Source organism: Paenibacillus baimaensis (assembly GCF_025567575.1).
This window is the reverse complement of sequence record NZ_JAOQIO010000036.1, coordinates 136,828-159,870: the sequence shown is the minus strand read 5'-3', so window position 1 is coordinate 159,870 and position 23,043 is coordinate 136,828. Positions and strand designations below refer to the sequence as shown.

At 45.4% G+C, this 23,043-nt stretch carries 22 protein-coding genes and 1 riboswitch; of the genes, 18 read left to right on the top strand and 4 right to left on the bottom strand.

Going from position 1 to position 23,043, the window contains the following annotated elements:
• Window positions 1–31 precede the first annotated feature (31 nt).
• From OB236_RS12860 to OB236_RS12825, 8 genes are all read left to right on the top strand, one after another.
• Entirely contained in the window at window positions 32–1,864 is a 1,833-nt protein-coding gene (locus OB236_RS12860) for a sensor histidine kinase (RefSeq protein WP_262684341.1), read from the top strand.
• On the top strand, window positions 1,842–3,362 hold the full coding sequence (locus OB236_RS12855) for a response regulator (protein ID WP_262684340.1): 1,521 nt from the start codon (window positions 1,842–1,844) through the stop codon (window positions 3,360–3,362). Before OB236_RS12860 ends, OB236_RS12855 begins: the two co-directional genes overlap by 23 nt.
• 111 nt (window positions 3,363–3,473) lie before the next feature.
• Window positions 3,474–4,763: an ABC transporter substrate-binding protein gene (locus tag OB236_RS12850; RefSeq protein ID WP_262684339.1), complete on the top strand. Its 1,290-nt coding sequence runs from the start codon at window positions 3,474–3,476 to the stop codon at window positions 4,761–4,763.
• Between the two features lie 94 nt (window positions 4,764–4,857).
• Window positions 4,858–5,781: a carbohydrate ABC transporter permease gene (locus OB236_RS12845; RefSeq protein WP_262684338.1), complete on the top strand. Its 924-nt coding sequence runs from the start codon at window positions 4,858–4,860 to the stop codon at window positions 5,779–5,781.
• Window positions 5,778–6,605 carry a carbohydrate ABC transporter permease gene (locus OB236_RS12840; protein ID WP_262684337.1) on the top strand — a complete coding sequence of 276 codons (828 nt, stop codon included), beginning with the start codon at window positions 5,778–5,780 and terminating at the stop codon, window positions 6,603–6,605. The genes OB236_RS12845 and OB236_RS12840 overlap by 4 nt, the downstream gene beginning before the upstream one ends.
• Window positions 6,605–7,357 carry a glycerophosphodiester phosphodiesterase gene (locus OB236_RS12835; RefSeq protein ID WP_262684336.1) on the top strand — a complete coding sequence of 251 codons (753 nt, stop codon included), beginning with the start codon at window positions 6,605–6,607 and terminating at the stop codon, window positions 7,355–7,357. The genes OB236_RS12840 and OB236_RS12835 overlap by 1 nt, the downstream gene beginning before the upstream one ends.
• 182 nt (window positions 7,358–7,539) lie before the next feature.
• The gene (locus tag OB236_RS12830) at window positions 7,540–7,830 is read left to right on the top strand and encodes a hypothetical protein (protein ID WP_076233573.1); all 291 of its coding nucleotides are present in this window, start codon (window positions 7,540–7,542) and stop codon (window positions 7,828–7,830) included.
• Window positions 7,831–8,055: 225 nt separating this feature from the next.
• Complete coding sequence (locus tag OB236_RS12825) at window positions 8,056–8,814, top strand: class I SAM-dependent methyltransferase (protein WP_262684335.1); 759 nt, start codon at window positions 8,056–8,058, stop codon at window positions 8,812–8,814.
• Window positions 8,815–8,829: 15 nt separating this feature from the next.
• Here OB236_RS12825 and OB236_RS12820 read toward each other — a convergent pair whose 3' ends face one another.
• Together OB236_RS12820 and OB236_RS12815 are read right to left on the bottom strand one after the other, a co-directional pair.
• Window positions 8,830–9,474, bottom strand: coding sequence for a response regulator transcription factor (locus OB236_RS12820; RefSeq protein ID WP_076233571.1), 645 nt, complete (start codon window positions 9,472–9,474; stop codon window positions 8,830–8,832).
• 2 nt (window positions 9,475–9,476) lie between these two features.
• Entirely contained in the window at window positions 9,477–11,117 is a 1,641-nt protein-coding gene (locus OB236_RS12815; RefSeq protein WP_262684334.1) for a sensor histidine kinase, read from the bottom strand.
• Between the two features lie 760 nt (window positions 11,118–11,877).
• Here OB236_RS12815 and OB236_RS12810 point away from each other — a divergent pair.
• The 5 genes from OB236_RS12810 (at window position 11,878) to OB236_RS12790 (ending at window position 16,551) form a co-directional block, all read left to right on the top strand.
• Window positions 11,878–12,090 carry a hypothetical protein gene (locus tag OB236_RS12810; RefSeq protein ID WP_262684333.1) on the top strand — a complete coding sequence of 71 codons (213 nt, stop codon included), beginning with the start codon at window positions 11,878–11,880 and terminating at the stop codon, window positions 12,088–12,090.
• A gap of 354 nt (window positions 12,091–12,444) precedes the next feature.
• Complete coding sequence (locus OB236_RS12805) at window positions 12,445–14,184, top strand: methyl-accepting chemotaxis protein (protein WP_262684332.1); 1,740 nt, start codon at window positions 12,445–12,447, stop codon at window positions 14,182–14,184.
• Window positions 14,185–14,285: 101 nt separating this feature from the next.
• Complete coding sequence (locus OB236_RS12800; RefSeq protein ID WP_262684331.1) at window positions 14,286–14,888, top strand: RNA polymerase sigma factor; 603 nt, start codon at window positions 14,286–14,288, stop codon at window positions 14,886–14,888.
• A complete protein-coding gene (locus OB236_RS12795) occupies window positions 14,885–15,424 on the top strand; it encodes an anti-sigma factor family protein (RefSeq protein WP_262684330.1) in 540 nt (179 codons plus the stop codon). The genes OB236_RS12800 and OB236_RS12795 overlap by 4 nt, the downstream gene beginning before the upstream one ends.
• Window positions 15,424–16,551: a hypothetical protein gene (locus OB236_RS12790; RefSeq protein WP_262684329.1), complete on the top strand. Its 1,128-nt coding sequence runs from the start codon at window positions 15,424–15,426 to the stop codon at window positions 16,549–16,551. The genes OB236_RS12795 and OB236_RS12790 overlap by 1 nt, the downstream gene beginning before the upstream one ends.
• Here OB236_RS12790 and tadA read toward each other — a convergent pair.
• Together tadA and OB236_RS12780 are read right to left on the bottom strand one after the other, a co-directional pair.
• Window positions 16,548–17,009, bottom strand: a complete 462-nt coding sequence (gene tadA, locus OB236_RS12785; RefSeq protein ID WP_262684328.1) for a tRNA adenosine(34) deaminase TadA — start codon at window positions 17,007–17,009, stop codon at window positions 16,548–16,550. The two genes, OB236_RS12790 and tadA, sit on opposite strands and share 4 nt — an antisense overlap.
• A 135-nt stretch (window positions 17,010–17,144) precedes the next feature.
• Window positions 17,145–17,588: a thiol-disulfide oxidoreductase DCC family protein gene (locus OB236_RS12780; RefSeq protein ID WP_262684327.1), complete on the bottom strand. Its 444-nt coding sequence runs from the start codon at window positions 17,586–17,588 to the stop codon at window positions 17,145–17,147.
• Between the two features lie 173 nt (window positions 17,589–17,761).
• Window positions 17,762–17,855, top strand: a riboswitch (cyclic di-GMP riboswitch).
• Between the two features lie 125 nt (window positions 17,856–17,980).
• Between OB236_RS12780 and OB236_RS12775 the strand changes: the two genes are divergently transcribed.
• From OB236_RS12775 to spoIIR, 5 genes are all read left to right on the top strand, one after another.
• Entirely contained in the window at window positions 17,981–18,694 is a 714-nt protein-coding gene (locus OB236_RS12775; protein WP_262684326.1) for a PilZ domain-containing protein, read from the top strand.
• Between the two features lie 134 nt (window positions 18,695–18,828).
• On the top strand, window positions 18,829–19,929 hold the full coding sequence (ychF, locus tag OB236_RS12770) for a redox-regulated ATPase YchF (RefSeq protein ID WP_076233563.1): 1,101 nt from the start codon (window positions 18,829–18,831) through the stop codon (window positions 19,927–19,929).
• A gap of 97 nt (window positions 19,930–20,026) precedes the next feature.
• Entirely contained in the window at window positions 20,027–21,100 is a 1,074-nt protein-coding gene (gene prfA, locus OB236_RS12765; RefSeq protein WP_076233562.1) for a peptide chain release factor 1, read from the top strand.
• A 4-nt stretch (window positions 21,101–21,104) separates the two neighbouring features.
• Window positions 21,105–22,136 (top strand): N5-glutamine methyltransferase family protein, encoded by a 1,032-nt coding sequence (locus OB236_RS12760; protein ID WP_262684325.1) that lies wholly within the window; start codon window positions 21,105–21,107, stop codon window positions 22,134–22,136.
• A 162-nt stretch (window positions 22,137–22,298) separates the two neighbouring features.
• Window positions 22,299–23,030, top strand: coding sequence for a stage II sporulation protein R (gene spoIIR, locus OB236_RS12755; protein ID WP_262684324.1), 732 nt, complete (start codon window positions 22,299–22,301; stop codon window positions 23,028–23,030).
• Window positions 23,031–23,043: the final 13 nt, after the last annotated feature.

The following is a 23,043-nucleotide window of genomic DNA, read 5'->3' as shown; positions in this document are numbered from 1 at the left end:
ATGGCTGTTGTTCTCAAGAAGGGAGCCGTCCATGAGGAAATTGTCTATCCGATTGTTGAAACCGGAATCATTCCAAAATAAGCTCTTAATGTCTTACATTATGATTATTATGATTTCCGTGCTGGCTGCTTTGCTGATTTATGGAGTTAATTTATACAATCAAACGAGAGGTTATTATGAGGATTTGCTGAACGAGCTGAGCAATCGAACCAATGTCATCTTTAGTGATTTTATTTCCAACGCTTCGCTGAACTCATTTTTTTATTTAACAGATCCCAAGCTGCAATCGATTTTGACCAAAAGGTACCAGTTGGAAAGCAGGGAGCATATAGAGGATACCCTCTACGTTCAGAGAGCGATGGATCAATTGGTGCTGATGAACGGGAATATGGCATCCATCTCCGTCATGGCGCCTAATGGACTTGTTTACTCTAGCATGTCCGCCTCTGAACCCTTAATGAAGCCGACGATTGAGAAAATGAGCAGGCAGGAGCTGCTGAATGGCAACCTGGTCATCTCCTCTCCCTACGAGAACAACACGAGAGGCAACAAAGACAAAATCATATCGATTGTCCGATATTTGACGGATATCAATATGAATAAAACGTTTGAAAGCTATGTGAAAATAGATATTCGCTTCAAAGCTTTGCAAAATATTTTTGGCGGTATTGCCAATACCAACAATGAGCTGGGCACGATTGTCATCGTAGATGGCAAGGTCATTTACCATTCCAACCTTCCGTCTGAAGCTTTGGACAATAAGGAAACTCAGGCAATTGCAGCCCTGTTCAATGATCAAATGAACAATGGGAAAAAATTTCTGAAGCTCAATATGAACCAAGAATCGTATTTATTTAGCGCACGGGTTAACGATATGACCCAATGGAAGGTTATTCATTACATTCCGACAAGGCTTATTGACCAGGCATTCCTCAATAACACTAGGAACTATATGCTGTTAAGTTTGGTTTCTCTGATCGCGGCCATCATGCTCGCCTTGTTTTTTTCCAAACGCTTTATTAAACCGATTCACAAATTGAACAGCGAAATGAAGCTGGTCGACTCCGGATATTTGGACAGGGTGCCGATGCATGAGAACCGAATTGATGAAATCAGTCGATTGGTCACCAGCTACAACGATATGATTCACCGTCTACGGGAAAGCAGAGAGCTTGAGATTGTTTCCGGGCAGCTGCAGAAGCGGGCGGAAATGAACATGCTTCAGGCACAAATCAATCCGCATTTTTTGTACAATACGTTAAATGCTATACATTCCGTAGCCGAGCTGAACAGAGTCAGCGATATTTCGACGATGGCAAGATCTTTATCCGATATGTACCGTTACAATATCAAAACCGGTGATGAAGCAACCCTGCACAATGAACTGGAGCAAATCAAAAATTATATCAGGATTCAGCAAATCCGGTTTCTCGGCAAATTTCAAGTTGTATACGAGATTGATGAGGCGCTGCTTCCCTACAAAATATTAAAATTTTTGCTGCAGCCGTTGGTCGAAAACTCGTTCTATCATGGGCTGGAGCCCAAGGGCGGTAAAGGTACGCTGATCCTGTCTATCACTCAAAAGGGGCATCTGCTTCATATTCGCGTCGAGGATGATGGGGTGGGGATGGATGAGCACAAGCTGGGTGAGCTGAACGAGATCTTTTCCAATCCGTTTCAGGCTGCGAGCCTGGATTCCAAGGATAATTTTGCTTTGCGCAATGTGCATGCCCGTATCAAAAATTTTTATGGTGAAGAATATTGGATCAAGCTAAGCAGCCAACAGCAGGCAGGGACCTCTATTGAAATGACCATACCGGTAGTAAAGGAGTTGGATGCAAATGAGAATACTCGTGGTCGATGATGAATATTTCTCCAGGAAAGCACTGGTTCAGATCGTCCAGGACTGGAACCCGCAGGCTCATGTCTGTGAAGCAGAGGATGGCCAAGAAGCGATAGAACAGCTGCACAACGTGAATCCTCATCTGGTCTTGTCCGATATCCGCATGCCTATTCTTGACGGTATTGGACTGGCGGCCTACATTCATGAGCACCATGGGGACACCATCAATATCATTATTAGCGGCTATGATGATTTTAAATATGCGCAGCAGGCGATTCGTTACAAGGTGGAGCATTATTTACTTAAGCCTGTAGATAAGGAGCATATATGGTCATTGCTGAAGCAATATAGTCATCAAACGGAGCTGTCCTCGGAAAAAAGAATGGAAGAGGGCTTCGCCGCTTTATTGTATGAAGGTACGACAAGTAAGCTTGATCCGGTAGACATGGATGATATCGGCGGTTATGCCATTGCGATCCTGCGGGTCAATGCGGATTATAAAGAGCCAGTCAAACAGCTCATAAAAAAGACGTTGTCAGCCTGCAGCTTGCGATTTGTTACGATTGTTGATAGGCGGTATTCCGGTATGCTCCTGGTATGGATGTACGAGCTGAATCCAGGCTCAGCAGCAGGAGCAGCTGTAAACCAGGAAGGTTTGAAACAGATCATTCGAGATGCACTGCATATGGGCGAATGTCATGTGTGCGTCGGAATAAGTGGAGTACATACGGATATCAAGGAGCTTACGGCTTGTTATAAAGAGGCTAAGAGTGCGCTGCTGTACAGGCTGATCTCAGGGGATAAACGCATTTATGACGCGGAATATGCAGCTATGAACCGGCCCTTCAACTATGGAGCTATCGATGAATGGATTTCGGGCTTATACCACAAGCTGGTGAAGTATCAGACCAAGGAGGCTGTCGAAACACTAAGCCATTTTTTTGCAAATGTTGTTGAGCCCACGTTATCTGTCAATGTGCTCCATGATATGTGCGCCAAAGTAACAACAATGCTCAATTCGGTCATTGAACTGACGAATGCACGAAGCGATGCGGCCGAAGCTTATCTGGAGCAGATAGACCTGCATGAAGTTGATGCTGTACAGGACATTATCGATGAATTTACCCAGGTGATGATCAGGCTCGGCGAAAGACTGGCACAGAACCGAGCCAAAACGGATATGATCGAGGACATTCAATACTATGTACAGCACCATTATCAACAGGACATTATGCTTGAGGATCTGGCAAAAACGATGTATTATACGGACCCGACTTATTTAAGTCGCCTGTTCAAGAAAAAAACCGGAATGCGATTTTCACAATTTCTACTCTCGGTACGGATGCACAACGCCAAAGCCATGCTCGAAAACGATACTTCCCTGAGCATATCCGAAGTATCAAGCGCGGTGGGCTTTAACGATTATTCCTATTTTATCCAAATGTACAAAAAATGCTTCGGGGAAACGCCCGGTAAATATAAAAGCAGCAATCACAGTAATAAGCCTACAGATTCTTGAACGGACTGTAATAGTCATTTTTATCATATTCAAAAAGTCAGCTATCTCCTATTTTACATGAAAGCCCTTAAGTATACTTGAATGGTCAGACAACGAAAGGGGTCAATAGAAATGAATACAGCAGGAAAATGGACTTCTGTGCTACTAGCTTCAACTTTAGCAATTGTAACCGCTTGCTCGAATGAAAATGCTGGCGGATCCGGTGCAGGTAAGGATGGAAAAGCTGAAAGTCCGAGCACAACACCCGCAGGACAAAAGGCGAAAATTGAATATTTTCAGATGAAATCCGAAATGGTCGATGTGGTTAATGAGCTCATCAAAGATTTTCAAAGTAAAAACCCTAACATTACCGTGGAGCAGAACAATGTCCCTAATCCCGAAAATGTATGGACTATGCGTGTTTCTACGGACGATGCTCCTGCAGTATTCACCCACTTCCCTCACAATGCGGTGTTCCAGCAAATGTCCAAGGAGGGCAGAGTCGTTGATTTGACTGGCGGCCCCCTGATGGCTAACGTTTCTCCAGCGCTCGCTGATTTAAGTAAAATTGATGGTAAAAACTATTTGGTGCCAATAGCTGTAGCTACTTTGGGCGTACATTACAATGTCGATATGTTTAATGAGTTAGGTCTGAAAATTCCACAAACCTACGATGAGCTGATTGCAACCGCTGACAAAATCAAAGCAGCCGGCAAAACGCCTTTCTACTTCCATGATAAGGATTGGAATGGAATCCGTCAGGAAGTGGTGTCCCGGATGGGGCTGCAAATTCCAGATGTTCAAAACTTCCTGGATAGCGTGATGAAGGGCAAGGCTCATATCACAGATAACGCTGCCTTCAAGCCTTTTGCCCAAAAATTATACGACCTTCGCAAATATTCGCAAAAGGATGCTTTGGGTACAGGGTACGATGACGCGCTTCGTGAGTTTGCCAACGGTAAATCAGCGATGTGGTACACGGGCATCTGGGCTATTCAACCGATCAAAAAGTCCAACCCTAACTTAAAATTCTCGATGTTCCCGATGCCAGCGGCGGATTCAGCCAATACGAAGGTTCAAGTATCTGTGGATACAGCTATTGGAGTTCCGACCAAAGGGAAAAACCAGGCTGAGGCCAAAAAGTTCATTGAATACATGTCTTCGAAGGAAGTTGTTCAAAAGTACGTCGATTTGAGCGGCTATCCTGCAGCGATTAACGGAGTTACCAATAATAACAAAGAAATTACCAGCTTGAGCGATCTGATTACTGCGGGCAAGGTGTATCCGACAATTGAACGGGTATGGCCGCCAGGAGTTAATGGAGATGTAGGCAAGGCCACTCAGGAAATGTTGGCAACAGGTGATATTGATGGTTATCTGAAAGCTTTGGATAAAATCTTTTACAATAAGCTGAATCAATAACAATAAGGGTACAAACGATGACCCCGCGGCGATGGATATACAGTCGTGGGGTTTTCTATCCCTATCATTCAATTAGAAAGCTTGGAGGTGGACTATGGAGATTGTCAATCATACAGGACTCGCTGTAAAAAAGAAAAAGTCACTAACCGCTAATAAAGCCAGTCTCATTTTCTTTTTGCTTACATTGCCCACCCTGTTGTTATATATCGTTTTCTTTTTATTTCCGGTAGGTATGGGTTTTTACTACAGCATGACGAACTGGGACGGCTTCTCTTTGACTTACCGCTTCATCGGTCTGAAAAACTACATCAATATCATGAAGGATGACCGGTTCCTCGATTCTATGCAATTTACGTTCATCTATACGGCACTGGTCGTGGTCATTAAGCTGTCCATAGCTTTATTGCTGGCTATCCTGCTAAGCGGCAGTCTGAGGCTGCGTGGTTTTTTTCGATCTGTATTTTTCTTTCCTGCCGTATTGAGTATGCTGACGGTCGGGCTCATCTTTAATCAAGTCTTTTATGCGGTGCTTCCGCATGTGGGAGAGGTACTTTCACTGGATTGGTTGTCCAAAAATATCCTGGGAAGCAAAAATACGGCGATGTATGGAATCGCACTAACCAACATTTGGCATGGCATTGCAACGCCGATGGTTATTTTTATTGCTGGACTGTCCAGTGTGCCCAAGGATTTAAAGGAGGCTGCTGTTATTGATGGCGCCAGCCCGCTGCAGCGTTTTTTCTCAGTAACGATCCCATTCCTGATTCCCATGTTAACCGTTAATTTGGTTATTTCCATCAAAGGCGCGCTCACTGTGTTTGATTATATCGTAGCCATGACAGATGGAGGTCCGGCACATGCGACAGAGTCGATGGGCTTTCTGATCTATAAGCATGGGATGACGGAGATGAAATTTGGTTACGGTACCGCCGAGGCCATTTACGTATTTCTAATGATAGCTATAATTTCGTTTATCCAAATCAAGCTGCTTAATCGGAAGGAGGCTGGACAGCTATGAGAATAAGCGGAATCTCTCGAACGGTTTCCTATCTCGTTCTGGCAGTCGGCATGTGCCTGGTACTAGCACCGATGTATTTGACCTTGACCATTGCCATGAAAACACCGGCTGAAACTGCCAAGAACTTTTTTGCATTGCCTTCCGGATTTTATATGGGAAATTTTATAGAGGTCATTCAAAAGGCTAATTTCTTTAAATTTCTTGGCAATTCCGTCTATGTAACGGTTGTTTCTATTCTGCTTATGCTGCTGCTGATCCCCATGGTTTCGTATGCGATATCGCGTAATTTTTCCAAGCGGTATTACAAGCTCCTGTATCTGCTTGTGATGTCCGGTATATTCGTCCCATTTCAAGCTGTCATGCTGCCAATCTATAGACATATGAGCAACCTGAAGATGCTAGATCAGAATGGTCTGATCGTGATGTATGTGACGTTGGCCTTTGCGCAGGGACTTTTCTTATGTGTCGGGTTTTTGAAAAACATTCCGATGGAGCTGGATGAAGCGTCGAAAATCGATGGAAGTGGAGTATGGACGACGTTCACACGAATTATTTATCCATTGATGCTGCCGATTATAGCTACGGTCATTATTTTGAACAGCCTGTGGATCTGGAACGATTTTCAGCTGCCTTTAATTATTTTGAACCGCCATCCCGATTTTTGGACGCTGCCGCTCTTTATTTATAATTTCAAAAGCGAATATTCGTCCAATTTCAATTTGGCATTCGCCGGGTTCTTTATTTCCATGCTCCCTATTATAATTTTATATGGGTTTACGCAAAAATATATTATTGGTGGACTTACGGAAGGAGCGCTTAAATAATGGTATCATCCAATAGGATGAAAACAAATCGTGTTCTGAACATCGCACATCGGGGAGCTTCAGGTTATGCGCCCGAGAATACGCTGGCAGCCTTTGCACGTGCCATTGCGATGAATGCTGATTATTTGGAGCTGGATGTGCAGCTTAGCCGGGACGGCCGACTCGTTGTCATTCATGACCAAACCGTTGATCGTACAAGTGACGGGACCGGCCGTGTGGTTGACTTGACCTTGGAGCAGCTCCGTGAAGTGGATGCCGGCAGTTGGTTTAATAAGAAGTTCACGGGTGAGCGTATTCCAACGCTGGCTGAGGTGCTGCACTTAAGCCGTGGCAAAGCAGGTCTGCTGATCGAAATCAAGTGGGCTTCGATGTACCCGGGTATTGAGCACAAGCTCGCGGATGAACTAATCGCGCATGGTTTGGATAATCCGAACGCCAGCGGGATTATCATTCAATCCTTTGATCAGGAATCACTGAAACGGTTCCATGCGATTCTTCCGAACGTTCCCATCGGAGTGCTTGTTGAAAATCAGAAGGATTTGGTCACAAATAAACTTGCGGAGCTGGCAGCTTTTGCCGACTATATCAATCCTTACATGGGTCTGGCAACCAAAGAAATCGTTGAGGACATACACAGCCAAGGGATGAAGGTATGCTTATGGACGGTCCGTTCACCAGGTGCAGTTAAACCCCTGTTAGAGCTGGGAGTTGACGGACTCATATCGGACTATCCTGATTATATTCGCGGTTAATTTCCCATGCACATTTTATTTCCCGCGCAATATCCAAGGTGAATAACGGGTCGGAGGGTGTGGCAGGAATAAGTTTCAAATCCCATTCATATATACTGATAATGGCATCTATGTTGAGCCGGAGATCACCTATACCCATAGGGGAACGAATGTAATCATTTAATGAATGGGAGTGGTAATGGATGAAACTGCTTAAAACGAAAGTGGCTGTGCTCGCGATATGCACAGCGGTGATGCTTCCGAATGTAGTGGGTGCTGCGACGGCAGCCGATCCGCTGAATACCCCTAATGTAAGCACAACCCCATCCAAGATTCCCCCTATAACAGGTGAAACGAATGTAAACGGTGTCTATGTTCCGGGATATTATGCGATTAATAAAGACTCGAGAGTGGCTTTCATTTATGGAGGCATCGGTGTTGTGGTTGTAAATAAAGGAACGGCATTACCGAAAGGCTCTTATTACATCAATTAAAATTAGAATTTTCATTGATTGGCATCAGGAGAACCAAGCTTTTAATCAACAGAAAAGACGCGTAGTTACGGTTTTTAATCCGTAGCCCTGCGTCTTTTTTGTGCTGAATCGATATCTAACCCATCTTGTCACCTATGCTTCGCGTAAGGTAATATATTAACAGATAAAGTTGGGATTTTGTACCATTCATATCATCAATAAGGCATTTTCGAAGGAGTCCGAGATATGGAAAAAGGTCAAACAAATGGGGATTTTCAGGGATTTGTAGCGCGTCATTACGATGTATGGTTTAAAGATACATACAATGTAATGGATTATCTTTTTTATAAAGGATATGTGATCGACAATCAGGGACCAGCTTTGGAAGTAGGCTGCGGCACTGGTCGGATGCTGCTGCCCTTTGTGCAGGATGGTCTGGAAGTAGAGGGCGTCGATTACTCGGAAGATATGTTGAAGGTATGTAGAAGTAAAGCAGATCAGCTTGGAATTGTGCCCACCTTGTATCATCAGCCTATGCAGAATCTAGATTTGCCACGGCAGTATCACACCATCTTCATACCTGGGAATACGTTCAATCTACTGACGAAGCATGAGGAGGCGTTAGAGGCGTTGCGGCGTCTGCATACACATTTAGTTGATGGGGGTCAGCTAATTTTGACGCTAACCGTGCCGAGAGAGCATATATTGAACGAACAGCCCGATATATGGAAACGCATCGCTGAGGCTCAACGTGAAGATGGGGCTACAATCAGGTTGAGCGAACGGGTTATGTTGGATTATTGGGAACAGCTCAAAACGAATTACAATAAATATGAAGTGTTCATCGAACATACGCTCGTCGAAGTGCATGAGGACACGATTCAACTGCGTTGGTTTTATCAATTGGAATTTGAGCTAATGCTGAAGGCTGCTGGGTTTAATAGTATCGAGGTCACCTATTCACAAGGAAACCGATCCTACATGATGATAAGCGCACGTAAGTAAGGGTCAAATATCCGATTATCCATTTTTATCCGAGTCGGTATAGTAGCTGCTTTGAATAAATTTTTCCATTGCCTGAACCCGCGATTTAACTCCTAATTTTGCATAGATTTTTTTTAAATAATTATCGACCGACCGCTTGCTTACGAAAATTTCATTAGCAACCTGCTCTTGGGTCGCCCCTTTGACGACCAAAGTCATAATTTGGATTTCATCTTTGGTTAGCAGTACTTCTTGAGTGGGCAGACTCTTCATCAGCCGCATGCCGCGGTACAGGGACAAGGGGATCATTGTACAGTCGTCCATAATACACCGAATCATATTTTGGATCACACGCTCGCTCGATTCCTTGGAAATGATACCGCTAACGCCAAGCTCAATCAAATGATTATAAAGGTCAGACACATCGATACCCGTAAAAATAACAATGTGCGTATCTGGAGAGATATCCTTAATTTGTTTGGCTACGCTGCTTCCAAATTGATCCGGGAGGTTGTAATCCAGTATGATCATGTTCGGCTTGTGAAGCGCGGTCATCTCCAGACATGACTTGCCGCTCGCTGCGATGCCTATTACCCGAATATGTTCAATTTGCTCCAATATCGTTTGCGTTGCCTTGGCCATAACGGGATGGTCATCGACAATGAGTATACTTCTTTGCATCTTCAGGCTACCTTTCTCATCGGTATGGTCACAGATAGGTAGACTCCGCTTTCCATATCCTTTCTAATGTTCAACTGTCCGTTTAAAGAAAGAATCCGGCTTCTCATTTGCTCAAGACCTGTTCCGGAGGATCCAATTTCTCTGCTGGTTTCTGACTGGGCCTGCAGCCCAATACCATCATCCTTATAAACAAGCAGGAAGTTATTGCCTTCAGCTGTTAAGGTGATGCTGACTATAGAAGCAAGTGAGTGTTTTTTGGCATTATTCAATAGCTCCTGAACAATCCGGAATACGTGTCTCTTGGCATCCAGATCCCGATCTTCAATCCTTTCGGCCCCTTGGGCCATGAATTCAAGCTGGAATGGACATATGGGAGTCTCGTGCTCTACCAGCTTGCGCAGTGTGTTAATCAGTCCGATTTCATGAAGCAAATGCGGATGCAGCTCAAAGCAGTTTTGACGCAAGTTCGTATTAATAATTTCCACGTAATCGAGAATGCCCTTCATTTGCTCGATGTCTTGTTGAGGGAATTCGGGTTTCTCGATCAAGGAAGCAAATCGCTTTTTGAGAAAAAACAAATCCTGCATGGTCGTATCGTGAAGATCAGTTGCAATCCGCCTGCGCTCGTCCTCTTGAAGCTCAAACATCAGCTTACGGAACCAGACCAATTCCTGCGCACTCTGTTCACTGGGCATTTGTGAAGCCAATTGCTGCAATCTCATATTTAGCTTATGAATCAAATGCATATTTTCCAGACTGACGGCAAGATAAGAAATAATAAAATTTAACCACTGCATGTCTTCCTTGCTTAGTGCTGTATTTGTCTTTTTGTCGGTCATTATCAGATAACTGGTGTACTCCTCATGACGATTAATTTCAAAACGCAGTAAGGAGGGATAATTCCACGCTTCCACATCGGCCGAGCCCTCGATAGCAGGCAAAGAGATTTGGCCTTCAGTAACCGTTTCGATCCTATCTTGATACTTGTAGACGATAGCGGCGCCAAATACTTGCAGCGTATTGACGATATCGACCAGAACCATTTCTTTAAGCTCCCGAAAGCTGGAGATCGAACATAGGTTGTTGGCAATCTTTTTCATGGCACGATTCAAGTAATATTTGCGGGGAAATATAATAAACTCCAGCTTCGTCGTAAAATATTCAAACGAATACAAGATAAAGGCGATAGTCATAACTGTAAAAATAAAGCTGAGTGCTATATGTTGTGAAGTCAACGTGTACTGAAAAATAAGAGTGTGTATAGCCACCAAGCAGATGCTTGGGACGATTGAAAGCATGACTGTAAACAGTACACGACGAAGAACGAGATCAATATCGTAGAGCTTCTTGGCCAGTATTAGATAGGCAAAAGATAAAGGGAAAAACAAGACGAAAATAGAAGTGTACAAAGAACTTACCCAATCATAACTGAAAAGCAATTGGGGAATAAAGGAAAGCAAGGCAAATGGAGAAAACGAGATGACGAGAGACCACCATACCGTCTTAATCATCGTAGCGAGAGGGGTTGATTCTCTGCCATGTTTCCGATAAATAAATAATAGAAAAATAAAATTCAGAAAAAGTCCAATCAAGAAAAATAAAATGACAATTTTCTCATTTATTGTGTAAAAATAATTAGCCATGTTTTCTGATAAAAAGGTTAGCCTTAATACAAAAAGTGTAATTATGGTAACGTACAAAGGTTTCATAATTTTTGAAGAAAAATGTATTTTACCTTTTTCATTGAAAAAAACGATTAAAAAATGAAGGAATACAATAGGAAGGGCGATCATTAAGCTACTTATACAAATTTTCCCGATTGGATCTCCTCTCTGGGATGCGCCTATACAAGCGTAAATAAGGCCAATATTTAAAAAAACCAGCGAAAGAAAACGCGCCGATACGGAATTACGTACCTTTATATAGAGTAAAGCTGCAAAGAAAAGAGTCATGACTGCCTCAATTTGAGGAAGTGCGTCTGTGATTGAACTAGCTTTTAAATTTTCTGTATTTTCTTGAAAAATATTGCCATCTCGGGAAATGGTGATTGTGTCTGCTTGATCAATGGATCTCCACCTTCGTATGGAAAAATAAGTGTCTGGATCTTGACCATTTACATTTTTTATAATATCTCCGACTTGTAAATTGAGTTTTAAGCTGGCACTATCTGTTTCTAATTTACGTATGGACCATTCCTTTTGTTGGTTTTGTGATAACATGATTCCGAGATAAGGATATGTAATCGTGATATAAGTACACCAACCGTATATTAAAACAAGAAGGATTATCGTCATTCGAAAAAAAATTTTTTGTCTCAACTCTAATTTCCCCTTGCTTTTTTATAATTTCTGATATAATAAAATTGTAACATTTGTAAAAAAATGTCGTTAAAGGGGTGGTAATATGTCGAGTGTGGTGTATTCGTCAGAATTACAGCAAGTCGTTCGTACATTTAAGCAATATGATTCACAAAAAGTCATGAACTTCTTCAAGGATAGTAAATGGTTCGAAGCTTGGTCCATTTCCGCAGCAGAAGCGCAAGTTGTTATGAAGACGTTCTCCAGAGCAGCGAATGATCGTATCAAAAAAGCGGTCAACGAAGATTATTGGCAATAATAATTTACTTAATTTTACCAAAATAATAAGAGATTGTATATTGGGACTTCCCTATTATGCAGTCTCTTTTTGTGTTTTGTCTTGGGTCTAAAGATGCAAATATCTTTGTATAGTTTTGCAAACGCTTGGTTTTCTTGTCGAATGACCTTGGTAGAGCAGGATCTATTAACAATAAACAGTAAATTTTGTAAGTATATATATCTATGAGTCTTTAGAACTATAAAGGATTGTATTGCGTTTGTCGAAGTAGAAAAGAAGGTAAAATACCCAGTGAAAGAAAGAATCTGTTTCATATAGGGAAATCGATCACAGATCGAACCTTACAAGGAAGAGAGAAAATCGGAGGATGCAGGGATGAAACTTACACTGTTTAAGAAATTGTTATTTAGTTTTCTGCTTGTGCTATTGCTTCTGTCCACCATCAGCATAACAGCAATTACCAACATGGGCAGCATGGGAACCACCTCAAAAAAGACAACTCAGGTGGGACTGCCTAATGTTATTCTGCTCAGCAATCTGAATCACGATCTGATGGAGCTTGACGATCTCATTCTGCGTATTCAATTGAATATTGAAGATCGAAGCGCTGATCGGGAGATGGAGAGCATTAATTCCAAGGATATGGCTCTATCCCAGCCGGATAAGGCAAAAGCGAAGTTTGAAGAGATTCAGGGGAAAGTAAAGTCCCTCGAGCACATCGGCTCCGAAACAGCGGATAAGGGCCTTATACAATATTTCAATGACAATTGGGCCAAATATGCGGCTGCGTTCCCCTCGCTTTTAACTGAGGTACAGAAACACGGTCAGCAAGGGCTGGATTTGATTCAACAGACGAATCAGCAGGTATCGATATGTACGGTAGTCATCAACGAACTTACCAAAAACAACCAGAAGTATGCGAATGAATGGGGCGAAGAAATGAACACCTCCTATTATTCGGGTGTCATCTGGGTTATCGCACTAAGTATACTTGCGATTTTGGTAGGCTTGACCGTATCCTTTTTAATTGCACGGCATGTTTCCGTACCGATAAGAGCAATGAGCTCGATTGCCAAAAAGGTTTCTGAAGGGGATTTATCTGTCACACACCTCACATTAATTCGCCAGGATGAGATTGGTGAGCTGAGTGCGGCATTTGAACAAATGACACAGCATACACGCACCATGATATTGAAAATTAATGAGCATGCTGATCTGGTAACCGTTTCAGCGGAACAGCTCAAATCAAGTTCGGGAGAAATGCAAACAGCATCCCGTCACATCGCTCAAACCGTTAAAGAAGTGGCTACAGGTGCAGGTGAACAAACGCTCAGCATGGAGGAAACCTCACGCTCCATGGAAGAGGTGGGTGCAGGAATCGGACGTCTGGCGGAAAATGCATCCTCGATTGCGGAGACAGTCGAATCATCCAGACAGCAGGCTGAGCATGGCGGTGCTTCCATTCAAAATGCCGTGGAACAGATGGGCTCGATCAATGAATCGGTCGTTCAAACTGACCATATTATTCAACTGTTGGGAGATAAATCGCAGCAAATTGGGGAAATTCTTCATGCCATTCAGGACATTGCCCAGCAAACCAATCTGTTGGCGCTCAATGCGGCTATTGAGGCAGCGCGAGCAGGTGATCATGGGTTAGGTTTTGCTGTGGTAGCGACAGAGGTTCGCAAGCTGGCCGAGCAATCGAGCCAGTCATCTGGAGAAATTGCAGCGCTGTTAGGTGAAATTCAATACGGAATCGGGGATTCCGCCAATGCCATGACCAAGGTGAAGGAAGAAGTTTTAACAGGGATTGAGCGGGTGCGGGAGACGGAAATTAATTTTGATCATATTTTGCAATCGACCACCCATATTGCCTCGCAGGTTCAGGAAATGGCAGCGACCTCGGAGCAAATGTCGGCAGGAGCCCAGCAAATTACCGCTTCCGTCTTTCAGGTTGCAGAAATTGCACGGAGATCGGCTTCAGCTTCACAAGGAGTGGCCTCATCGGCGGAGCAGCAGCTGCAAGCTACGGACGGTGTAAAATCGTCAGCTCAATCTTTATCCGAAATGACGGAAGAGCTGCATCTTTTGTTGTCCCAGTTTAAGGTTTCTTAATCGTCCAGAAGCATATGTTGTGCGTTCATTTAGAGCCTTGTTTCAGCCATTGCTGGAGCGGGCTTTTTGTTATGGAAAAAAATAATTAGGCGCGTAGTGCAGTGTATTTGCGTAAATATGCGTCTATCGTTATGGAGAGGAGGGGGAGAACGATCACAGAAGAAACCCGATGGATCGAACGGATTGTGGCTGGCGACCACGAAGCTTTTCGCTTATTGATGGATAAATACAATACGTATCTGTTTCACGTTGTTTATTCGGTGCTTCGATCGACTGCGGACGCTGAAGATGTAACCCAGGAAGTGCTGCTCAAAATTTATGCTTCTCTCCCTCGGTACGAGCATAAAGGTTTGAAAACATGGATGACCAGAATTGCCGTGAACAAAGCGATTGATTACAAACGGTCGCTGGAACGAAAGCGGGAGCAGCTGACGGACCAGCTGGAAGAATTGATACCCAACGAGGCTAATGAAACGACAGTAGAGGATGAAGTGCTGCATACACAGCTTCAGCAGCGGGTACGGGACTATTTGCACGAGATGCCGGATAATTACCGCCAAGTGGTGGTTGCCTTCTATATTGAGGATAAAAGCTATCAGGAAATTGCCACAGAGCAAGGCATTGCGTTGAAAACCGTAGAGTCCAAGCTGTATCGGGCCAAGCAATGGATTCGCAAGCATTGGAAGGAGGATGAGCTGATATGAAGCATTATACCGGGGAGCAGTGGATGACTTACGTGGAGCAGGGATTAAATGATGAGGATAATCAACAGATGGAACTGCATCTGATTACCTGTGATTCATGCATGGAGCTGTATATGCAAAGCCTTGAACGGGTAGTCGGCTCGTATCCTTCGCTGTCTGATGAAGCAGCTCTGGCAGACAGGGTCATGTTGGCAATAGAAGCAGCGGATCCCATAAGTCCAAGCTCTACGGCTTCAAGACTAGCTCCATTGGAAGAAGCTGGATTCGGAAGCCAGAAGCTAAGAAACCCGATCACGTGGATGAGAGCTCCGTTGTTCCACTATGCTGTTGCTGCGGTAATCACGCTTGTCCTGATGAGCTCAGGTATATTTCAATCCATAGTGGATCACCCGGTTGGGATAGATAGGGCTTCCAATGGGGATGCGCAGTCGGAAGCAGCGCAGGAGCCTGTATCCGTTTCTAAAAAACTGATGGACAAAACCATCGTTGTGCTGGACTCCATCCAGCCTAAACAAGAAAAAGGGGGAAATCGTTAATGCCATCCAAACATCCGATAACCGCACTGCTGTTATCTTTAATTCCCGGTCTTGGGCATCTGTACATCAACAGGATTATCAGAGCATTTTTCTATGCAGCCAGTTTTTTTGGGCCGTTGCTGTTAGCGTTTCTGATAGTGCTCGCAAAAGGATTACATCGTTATGAAGGGCCGTTGATCATTCTGATCGGTTTCGCTCTTCTGGCAGGGGCAATCAACCTGCTGGATATGTTCATCACGGTTGTGGGGGGCAGAGAGCCGTTCGCAGCGAGGGTCAGGCAGAGCTCGTACGGGGACGATGCGCAGGAATCTTATTATTCAGATAACGCGCAGGCATCTCATGGTGATAATGAACGTGTAAATACTATACTACTGTCCTTTATCCCGGGGCTTGGTCATTTGCAGTTGGGGATGATGCAGCGCGGGCTGGCTTTTTTGATCGCATTTTTTGGTGCCTTGACGATGATCGTATTCGTTGCGTCTGTCACCAACAGTGACCGATTTATCGTGTTTCTAGGGGTTTTGCCCATTATCTGGCTATATAGTCTGTTTGATTGCATCCAACAGCTGCAGCGCAAGAGGCAAGGTGAGATGCTGCTGGACCGGACGTTTCTGGAGGATTTTCAAGCAAGTCGTGAGGATGGCAAGAGAAGTAAAGTTATTGCAACCTTCTTATCCATTGTACCCGGAGTGGGACATCTGTATCTCGGCTTGCAAAAACGCGGACTGCAGCTGATGATCGCTTTCTTTTTGAGCATATATATTCTCGATGTACTGAGGCTTTCCATCTTTTTATTTCTGATTCCGATTCTTTGGTTTTATAGCTTTTTCGATGCGCTTCAGCACATCTCGAAGCAGGGGCAGGAGCCGTTAAAAGATGTCCCGATCGTCGATTGGCTGGTCAATCATCAAAAATGGGTAGGTATGGTGCTGCTCGCTCTAGGGGTCTACTACCTGACCGATGAGATGCTGCTCACTGCATTGGATCGGTGGTTTCCTAAAGAGCAGATTTCGATATTATTTCATCGTTATTTTCAAACTGTAGTCGTCTCGATCCTGCTTATTGGCGGTGGCTTGCGGCTGCTCGCTGGAGGCAACCGCAGACCGTCGGATCACAAGAAACGTTAACCACGTTTCGCCCGCAGCTTGCGGAAAAATTGCGTCAGCAGCAGACTGCATTCTTCCTGCAAGACGCCACTAATAACATCAACCTGATGGTTGAAGCGATCCTCCTGAAGCAAATTCATCAAGGTTCCGGCGCAGCCGGCTTTGGGGTCCACCGTACCGTAGATGACCTGTGGAATACGTGCCTGGACAATCGCCCCGGCACACATGGGGCAAGGCTCCAGGGTGACGTAGAGCTTACAATCAAGCAAGCGCCAAGCTTGCAAATACTCACTGGCCTGCTTGATCGCAATCAGTTCTGCGTGAGCGAGCGGGTCCAGCGTGGATTCTCTTAGATTATAGCCGCGGCCAATAATCTGATTTTGCCATACAACAACAGCCCCGATAGGCACCTCGAGCAGCTCTTCAGCCTTGCGTGCTTCTTCAATTGCGGCCTGCATATATTCAATGTGCTCTTGCACAGGAAACACCTCTTCTAGCAGTTGGGATGTGAATAAACAGGGAACAAATATTCGGTTGTGAACATGCTGTGGATAAAGCTGTGGATAACCCGGTGGTTATGCACAAATCACTTGAAATCGCTGTGGAAAATGCCATTATCCGATAAACTTGCTGCGAATCTCTGCACTGGGAATCATGCAGCTGTCGTACTTGCCGAACCAGCGATACCTGCGCTTGGCAATGAATCGGTAGACAGCGTCTCTAATCGGTTTAGGTATGGCTGTGAACACGGTGAGCAGACGCCAGGCACCCCCTAATCGTTTGCAAATTTGCAAAACTGCCGAAGAATGGGTGTAGACAGAACGTCCTTCACAGAGTATAACCGAATCCAGTGAATCGTTCTCATTCTTCAATATACCGGAGGCTAGCAGTTGTATGGCGTAATCGGATTGAAGTGGAGCAAATCGGAACGTATCGTGCTGATCATGACGTAGAATGAATTGTACCCATCCATTACAAAATCGGCAAACGCCATCAAACAAGACAATTGAATGCGTTTCCAGTGATTGTTCGGGTTTTGGATCATTTTGAGCTGTCATGGCATCACCTTCCCCTTAATTTGGAGCATTATATCACATTTTCATCAAATACAAATGAATTTATTGTAAATTCCATGAAAAAAGCTTGCAGAGATAAAATCGAGAACGTATAATAACAGCATCACCTCATATAGGTATTATGTCCTAAAATGCTGTGATTTTCATCACCAAATGATACCCGTAGGCAAACTTGCTGAAAAGCAAGGACGCAAAGCTCAGGGTCTAAGGTTTCTTGCATGAAGAGACTATGACAGCCTAGCCGCCGATGAAGCTTCACTAGCGGTGTGCAACGGCTGTTTTCCAGACTTGATGTCGGAGAGCGGCCTTTATTATTATATCGGCATGAATCAGGATTGAATTACAGAGATATCAATGTGAGGAGTGGGATGACGATGCTATCCAGATCTGTAACCTCAGGCATAAGTTACGAATACACGGATGAGATATTCAAAAACCCGTCCACTGTCTTGATTCATAGCCGTACTGTTGTGGAGAAAAATGATTTTGTGTCCACAGGTCTGTTATCGTATGCAGAAGGTGACATTTTGGAAATTGAAATTCCTGAATACAAGGTTTTTGAGCTGGGAGATTCGGTGAAACTGACCGTATATTCAGCGGGAGGTATTTTTACATTCCAATCGACTGTGGTGGCCAAGGATGAAGGCTCGCTAATCGTGATTAACCCACCGCAAAATCGGCAGCGGTTTATAGAAAAGCGCAGCAATCCCCGGATTGAGGTCAGTGAAAAGGGCACAATCCATAAGCTGATCCGTCTGGATACGAATGAAAAGCAACCGTTAAGCAAGGCTGTTGGGCTGACCGTTCAAAATATAAGTGTGAGTGGACTTGGATTTACTGTCCGGGACGAGTTCGATCTTGGGCACGATTCAGTCGTAGATGCCGAATTGGATCTGGGCTTTTCATTTCCTTGCGTATGCGAGGTCATCAGACGTGAAAAGATCGAGGGCGGTTATTATTACGGGGCCCAATACGTGCAGCTGGCTTCAGACAAAGCCAATTCATTAAGAGCTTATGTATTGAAAAAACAGGTGGAAGCGCACTTTAGCAAAAAGAATTTGGAAATGATAAAGCGTACATTCAAGTAAATCAATAACGGCATAAGCTTGGTTGACTCCGCCCCTCAGGCGGATTTTTTTGCATAGTGACAATAGTTCTTTAAATGCGATATAATAACTATTTAGGGATACGGAAAACATTTAATTAAGGAGTTGTCCTATACATGGCTTTAAAAGCTGGAATCGTGGGTCTGCCGAACGTAGGAAAATCCACTTTATTTAATGCGATAACACAGGCAGGCGCCGAAATGGCGAACTACCCTTTTTGTACAATTGACCCAAATGTCGGTGTGGTAGAGGTTCCTGATGAGCGTCTGGTTAAGCTGACGGAAATTGTCATACCTAAGAGCGTAGTGCCTACAGCTTTTGAATTTGTCGATATTGCCGGTCTGGTTAAGGGCGCGAGCAAGGGAGAAGGACTTGGCAACAAGTTTCTGGCTCATATCCGTGAGGTGGATGCGATTGTTCACGTAGTGCGCTGCTTCGAGGATGAGAACATTACACACGTATCCGGCGGCATCAATCCGGTTAGCGATATTGAGACGATTAATTTGGAGCTTGTATTGGCGGATATTGAATCGGTTGAAAAACGGATCGAGCGTTCGCGTAAAAATATTAAGGGCGGCGACAAAAAGTATGCAGCTGAGGTCGAATGCCTGGAGCGTGTGAAGGAAGCCTTGTATAACGACCAGCCTGCGCGCAGTGTGGAATTAAGCGCTGATGAGAAGCTGCTGATTCGCGATCTGCATTTATTGACAATGAAGCCGATGCTGTATGCAGCCAATGTAAGTGAGGATGAAGTGGCTACTGCTGATGATAACCCTTATGTGCAAAAGGTTCGCGAGTTCGCCGCGGCTGAAGGTGCGGAAGTTGTGCCGATCAGTGCCAAGGTAGAATCGGAAATTGCGGAGCTGGAAGGCGAGGATAAGGCGATGTTCCTGGAAGAACTCGGTTTGCAGGAATCGGGCTTGAACCGTCTGATTAAAGCCGCTTATCGACTGCTCGGTTTATATACGTATTTTACAGCTGGCGTACAAGAGGTTCGTGCATGGACGATTGTCGAGGGGACCAAAGCACCGCAAGCGGCGGGTGTGATTCATACCGATTTTGAACGTGGCTTTATTCGAGCTGAGGTTGTTGCCTATCAGGATCTGGTCAATGCCGGCTCGATGAATGGCGCCAAGGAAAAAGGCCAGGTACGTCTGGAAGGAAAAGAATACGTCGTGAAGGACGGAGATGTGATGCATTTCCGCTTCAACGTATAGCGAGGCATCGGACGCGGGAACGATGTAAGCATAGTGGTTGGTCATTTGAACCTATACGGATGATGTGGTCTTAACTAACGGATAAGGAGTGATTGGTATGATTGACAAGTTACAGTCGTTGGCAGGTCGCTATGAGAAGCTGAGCGAGCTGCTGTGTGATCCTGACGTAACGAGCGACACAAAGAAGCTGCGCGAGTATTCCAAGGAGCAGTCGGACTTGCAGGAAGCTTATGACGCTTATATCGAATATAAAGGCGTTGTCGAGCAATATGATGCCGCACGGGCAATGCAGAACGAGAAGCTGGATGAGGACATGCGCGAGCTTGTAAAAATGGAGCTGGATGAGCTGTCGGAGCGTAAGACAGAGCTTGAAGAGCGGATTAATATCCTGATGATGCCCAAGGATCCGAATGATGACAAGAACGTCATTGTGGAAATCCGCGGCGCGGCTGGCGGAGATGAGGCGGCATTGTTTGCCTCCGATCTATACCGGATGTATACGAAGTTTGCCGATGTTCAAGGCTGGCGGACTGAGGTTATGGATGTCAGCATGAATGATCTGGGTGGCTTTAAGGAAATTATTTTTTCCATTAACGGCAAGGGTGCCTACAGCAAGCTGAAGTATGAGAGCGGCGCGCACCGTGTGCAGCGGATTCCGACGACGGAATCGGGCGGACGGATTCATACATCGACTTCTACCGTAGCGGTTATGCCGGAGATGGAAGAATTCGATATTGAAATTCATGACAGTGACATCCGTGTCGATACGTTCTGCTCCAGCGGCGCGGGCGGACAGTCGGTTAATACAACCAAATCAGCAGTTCGTGTGCTTCACGTTCCAACGGGGATTATGGCTACTTGCCAGGATGGCAAATCGCAAAACTCCAATAAGGAAAAGGCGCTTCAGGTGCTGCGTGCGCGGATTTTTGATAAGTTTCAGCAGGAAGAAATGAACAAGTATGCGGGCGACCGGAAAAGCAAGGTCGGCACCGGTGACCGCAGCGAACGAATTCGGACTTATAATTATCCGCAAAGCCGTGTGACTGATCATCGTATCGGTCTGACGCTGCATCGTCTGGATGCGGTTTTGAATGGAGATATGGATGAGCTGATTTCCACGCTGACGATTGCCGCGCAATCGGAATTGATGGATCGGGGAGAGCAAGCGTAAACAGATGTCCTTCGAACATAAGTTGACTATTCGTGAAGCCTATGTGGAGGCTTCTTCTTTTTTGTTGCAGCACGGGGCGAGTGAGGCTGCCAACAGTGCAGAGCTGCTGCTGCAGGATCTGCTTGGGTTAACGCGCAGTGAGATGCTGCTTAGCTGGCAGGAGCCATTCCCGCAGGAGCAAGAAGCTCGATGGAGAGAGCTTCTTGCTCGCAGGGCGTCTGGCGAACCGGTGCAGTATATCCTCGGGGAGCAGGAGTTTTATGGGCTCCCCTTCATGGTGACACCAGCGGTGCTGATTCCGCGGCCGGAGACGGAGCTGCTGGTTGAGCAGATCGTGCTGATCGGCAAGCAGCTGTGGCCGGAGATGGTTGTTGGATTGGAAGGAAGCTGCGTGAAATCGGGAGTTGATCGAGATCCGGACTTGGATGAGCAGCCTGCTCAAGGCGGGGCTACTGGTGAAGTCCTGGAGGCGAAGCATAGGGCAGATACCGAAGGTGCAGCTGCAGGTCGGCCGCTTATCGCCGACATTGGTGCCGGGAGCGGGGCGATCGCGGTGAGCCTCGCTGTGCAGTGCCCGCAGTGGCGCGTCATGAGCTCAGACATATCGCCGGCTGCGCTTGCGGTGGCTCAGGCGAATGCGGAGCGCCATGGGGTTGGCGAGCAAGTCACCTTCTTTGAAGGTGACTTGCTCATGCCTTACATCGAGCGCGGCTTGCAGCTCGATGGGGTCGTATCCAATCCGCCGTATATACCGGAGGCGGATGAGGTTGAGCTGCAGCCGGAGGTAAGGCTGCATGAGCCGCGATCTGCGCTGTACGGAGGCGCAGATGGGCTTGATCTGTATCGCCGACTGACGGCACAGCTGGCTGAGCTGGAACGGCTGCCTGCACTGGTTGGTCTTGAGGTGGGTATGGGTCAGGCAGACGAGGTGGCGAAATTACTGAGCCATGCGGGAGAATGGGATGAAATTCGGATCATCCCGGATTTGGCAGGAATTGCACGCCATGTGATTGCGATCCGCTATCCCGTGCGATGATCATCTTGACAGTTGTTTGGTTGACATTAACATAAGAGTGAATCTATCTATGAGAGATAGATTACTAGAATCATAGAATGATAGGTTTAACCTCTCTCGTATCGGTGCATACTGTTACTAGAAAACAAGACGCAGCGAAACGCGAGAGGGAAGGTATCATTCATGAGAAAAAACAACGGTTACCGCCATCATATCTATGTTATATTTGCACTCATCATCCTGATTTGCAGCTGGGAAGCCAATCTTCAGTCCTCTATCATTTTGGCATCAGGAATAGGTTCTGAGGCAGAACGGACGAATGGAGCGGGTAGTATTCCTCAGGAATCGATCCGTCTGCGGATTTTGGCCAATTCCGATTCACCGGCTGACCAATGGATCAAGCGCGAGGTGCGTGATGCCATTATCGAAGAAATGCAGCAGTGGGTTACTGAGCCGCAGGGTATGGAAGCAGCTCGTGCTGCTGTTCGTGCCCATTTACCAGAGCTGGATAGAATCGTTGGCAAGACTCTGGGCCAATATGGATTCACTACTCCTTATCAGGTGGAGCTGGGAGTTGTACCTTTCCCTGCAAAAATGTACGGGAGTCAAATTTACCCTGCTGGCGATTATGAAGCGCTTCGTGTATCGATTGGGGCGGCAGAGGGGCAAAATTGGTGGTGCGTGCTATTCCCTCCGTTATGCTTTGTTGATTCTGAGGTTATTGCCAAACCATCCAAGGAACTCGCTGCAGACGTTGGATCACCTGCTTTGAAGGTGGGACAAAAGACTTCGACAGATCTAAAGTCTGAAGGAAAAAGCAGTCCGTCGGACAAGCTTGTTCAGTCTCAGACTGAAGCAGTACAGCCAGAGATTCATTTCTTTCTGTGGGATTTACTGAAGAAGATATTTGCTTAAAAGATCAAAAACA

Excerpts from the sequence above, each read along its gene's own strand:
- OB236_RS12805 (WP_262684332.1), top strand. The coding sequence starts at position 12,445 with ATGAAACTTACACTGTTTAAGAAATTGTTATTTAGTTTTCTGCTTGTG.
- OB236_RS12815 (WP_262684334.1), bottom strand. The coding sequence starts at position 11,117 with ATGGCTAATTATTTTTACACAATAAATGAGAAAATTGTCATTTTATTT.
- OB236_RS12860 (WP_262684341.1), top strand. The coding sequence starts at position 32 with ATGAGGAAATTGTCTATCCGATTGTTGAAACCGGAATCATTCCAAAAT.
- OB236_RS12780 (WP_262684327.1), bottom strand. The coding sequence starts at position 17,588 with ATGACAGCTCAAAATGATCCAAAACCCGAACAATCACTGGAAACGCAT.
- OB236_RS12850 (WP_262684339.1), top strand. The coding sequence starts at position 3,474 with ATGAATACAGCAGGAAAATGGACTTCTGTGCTACTAGCTTCAACTTTA.
- OB236_RS12835 (WP_262684336.1), top strand. The coding sequence starts at position 6,605 with ATGGTATCATCCAATAGGATGAAAACAAATCGTGTTCTGAACATCGCA.
- OB236_RS12760 (WP_262684325.1), top strand. The coding sequence starts at position 21,105 with ATGTCCTTCGAACATAAGTTGACTATTCGTGAAGCCTATGTGGAGGCT.
- OB236_RS12845 (WP_262684338.1), top strand. The coding sequence starts at position 4,858 with ATGGAGATTGTCAATCATACAGGACTCGCTGTAAAAAAGAAAAAGTCA.
- spoIIR (WP_262684324.1), top strand. The coding sequence starts at position 22,299 with ATGAGAAAAAACAACGGTTACCGCCATCATATCTATGTTATATTTGCA.
- OB236_RS12810 (WP_262684333.1), top strand. The coding sequence starts at position 11,878 with ATGTCGAGTGTGGTGTATTCGTCAGAATTACAGCAAGTCGTTCGTACA.
- OB236_RS12790 (WP_262684329.1), top strand. The coding sequence starts at position 15,424 with ATGCCATCCAAACATCCGATAACCGCACTGCTGTTATCTTTAATTCCC.
- ychF (WP_076233563.1), top strand. The coding sequence starts at position 18,829 with ATGGCTTTAAAAGCTGGAATCGTGGGTCTGCCGAACGTAGGAAAATCC.
- OB236_RS12830 (WP_076233573.1), top strand. The coding sequence starts at position 7,540 with ATGAAACTGCTTAAAACGAAAGTGGCTGTGCTCGCGATATGCACAGCG.
- OB236_RS12795 (WP_262684330.1), top strand. The coding sequence starts at position 14,885 with ATGAAGCATTATACCGGGGAGCAGTGGATGACTTACGTGGAGCAGGGA.
- OB236_RS12855 (WP_262684340.1), top strand. The coding sequence starts at position 1,842 with ATGAGAATACTCGTGGTCGATGATGAATATTTCTCCAGGAAAGCACTG.
- OB236_RS12775 (WP_262684326.1), top strand. The coding sequence starts at position 17,981 with ATGCTATCCAGATCTGTAACCTCAGGCATAAGTTACGAATACACGGAT.
- OB236_RS12825 (WP_262684335.1), top strand. The coding sequence starts at position 8,056 with ATGGAAAAAGGTCAAACAAATGGGGATTTTCAGGGATTTGTAGCGCGT.
- prfA (WP_076233562.1), top strand. The coding sequence starts at position 20,027 with ATGATTGACAAGTTACAGTCGTTGGCAGGTCGCTATGAGAAGCTGAGC.
- OB236_RS12820 (WP_076233571.1), bottom strand. The coding sequence starts at position 9,474 with ATGCAAAGAAGTATACTCATTGTCGATGACCATCCCGTTATGGCCAAG.
- OB236_RS12840 (WP_262684337.1), top strand. The coding sequence starts at position 5,778 with ATGAGAATAAGCGGAATCTCTCGAACGGTTTCCTATCTCGTTCTGGCA.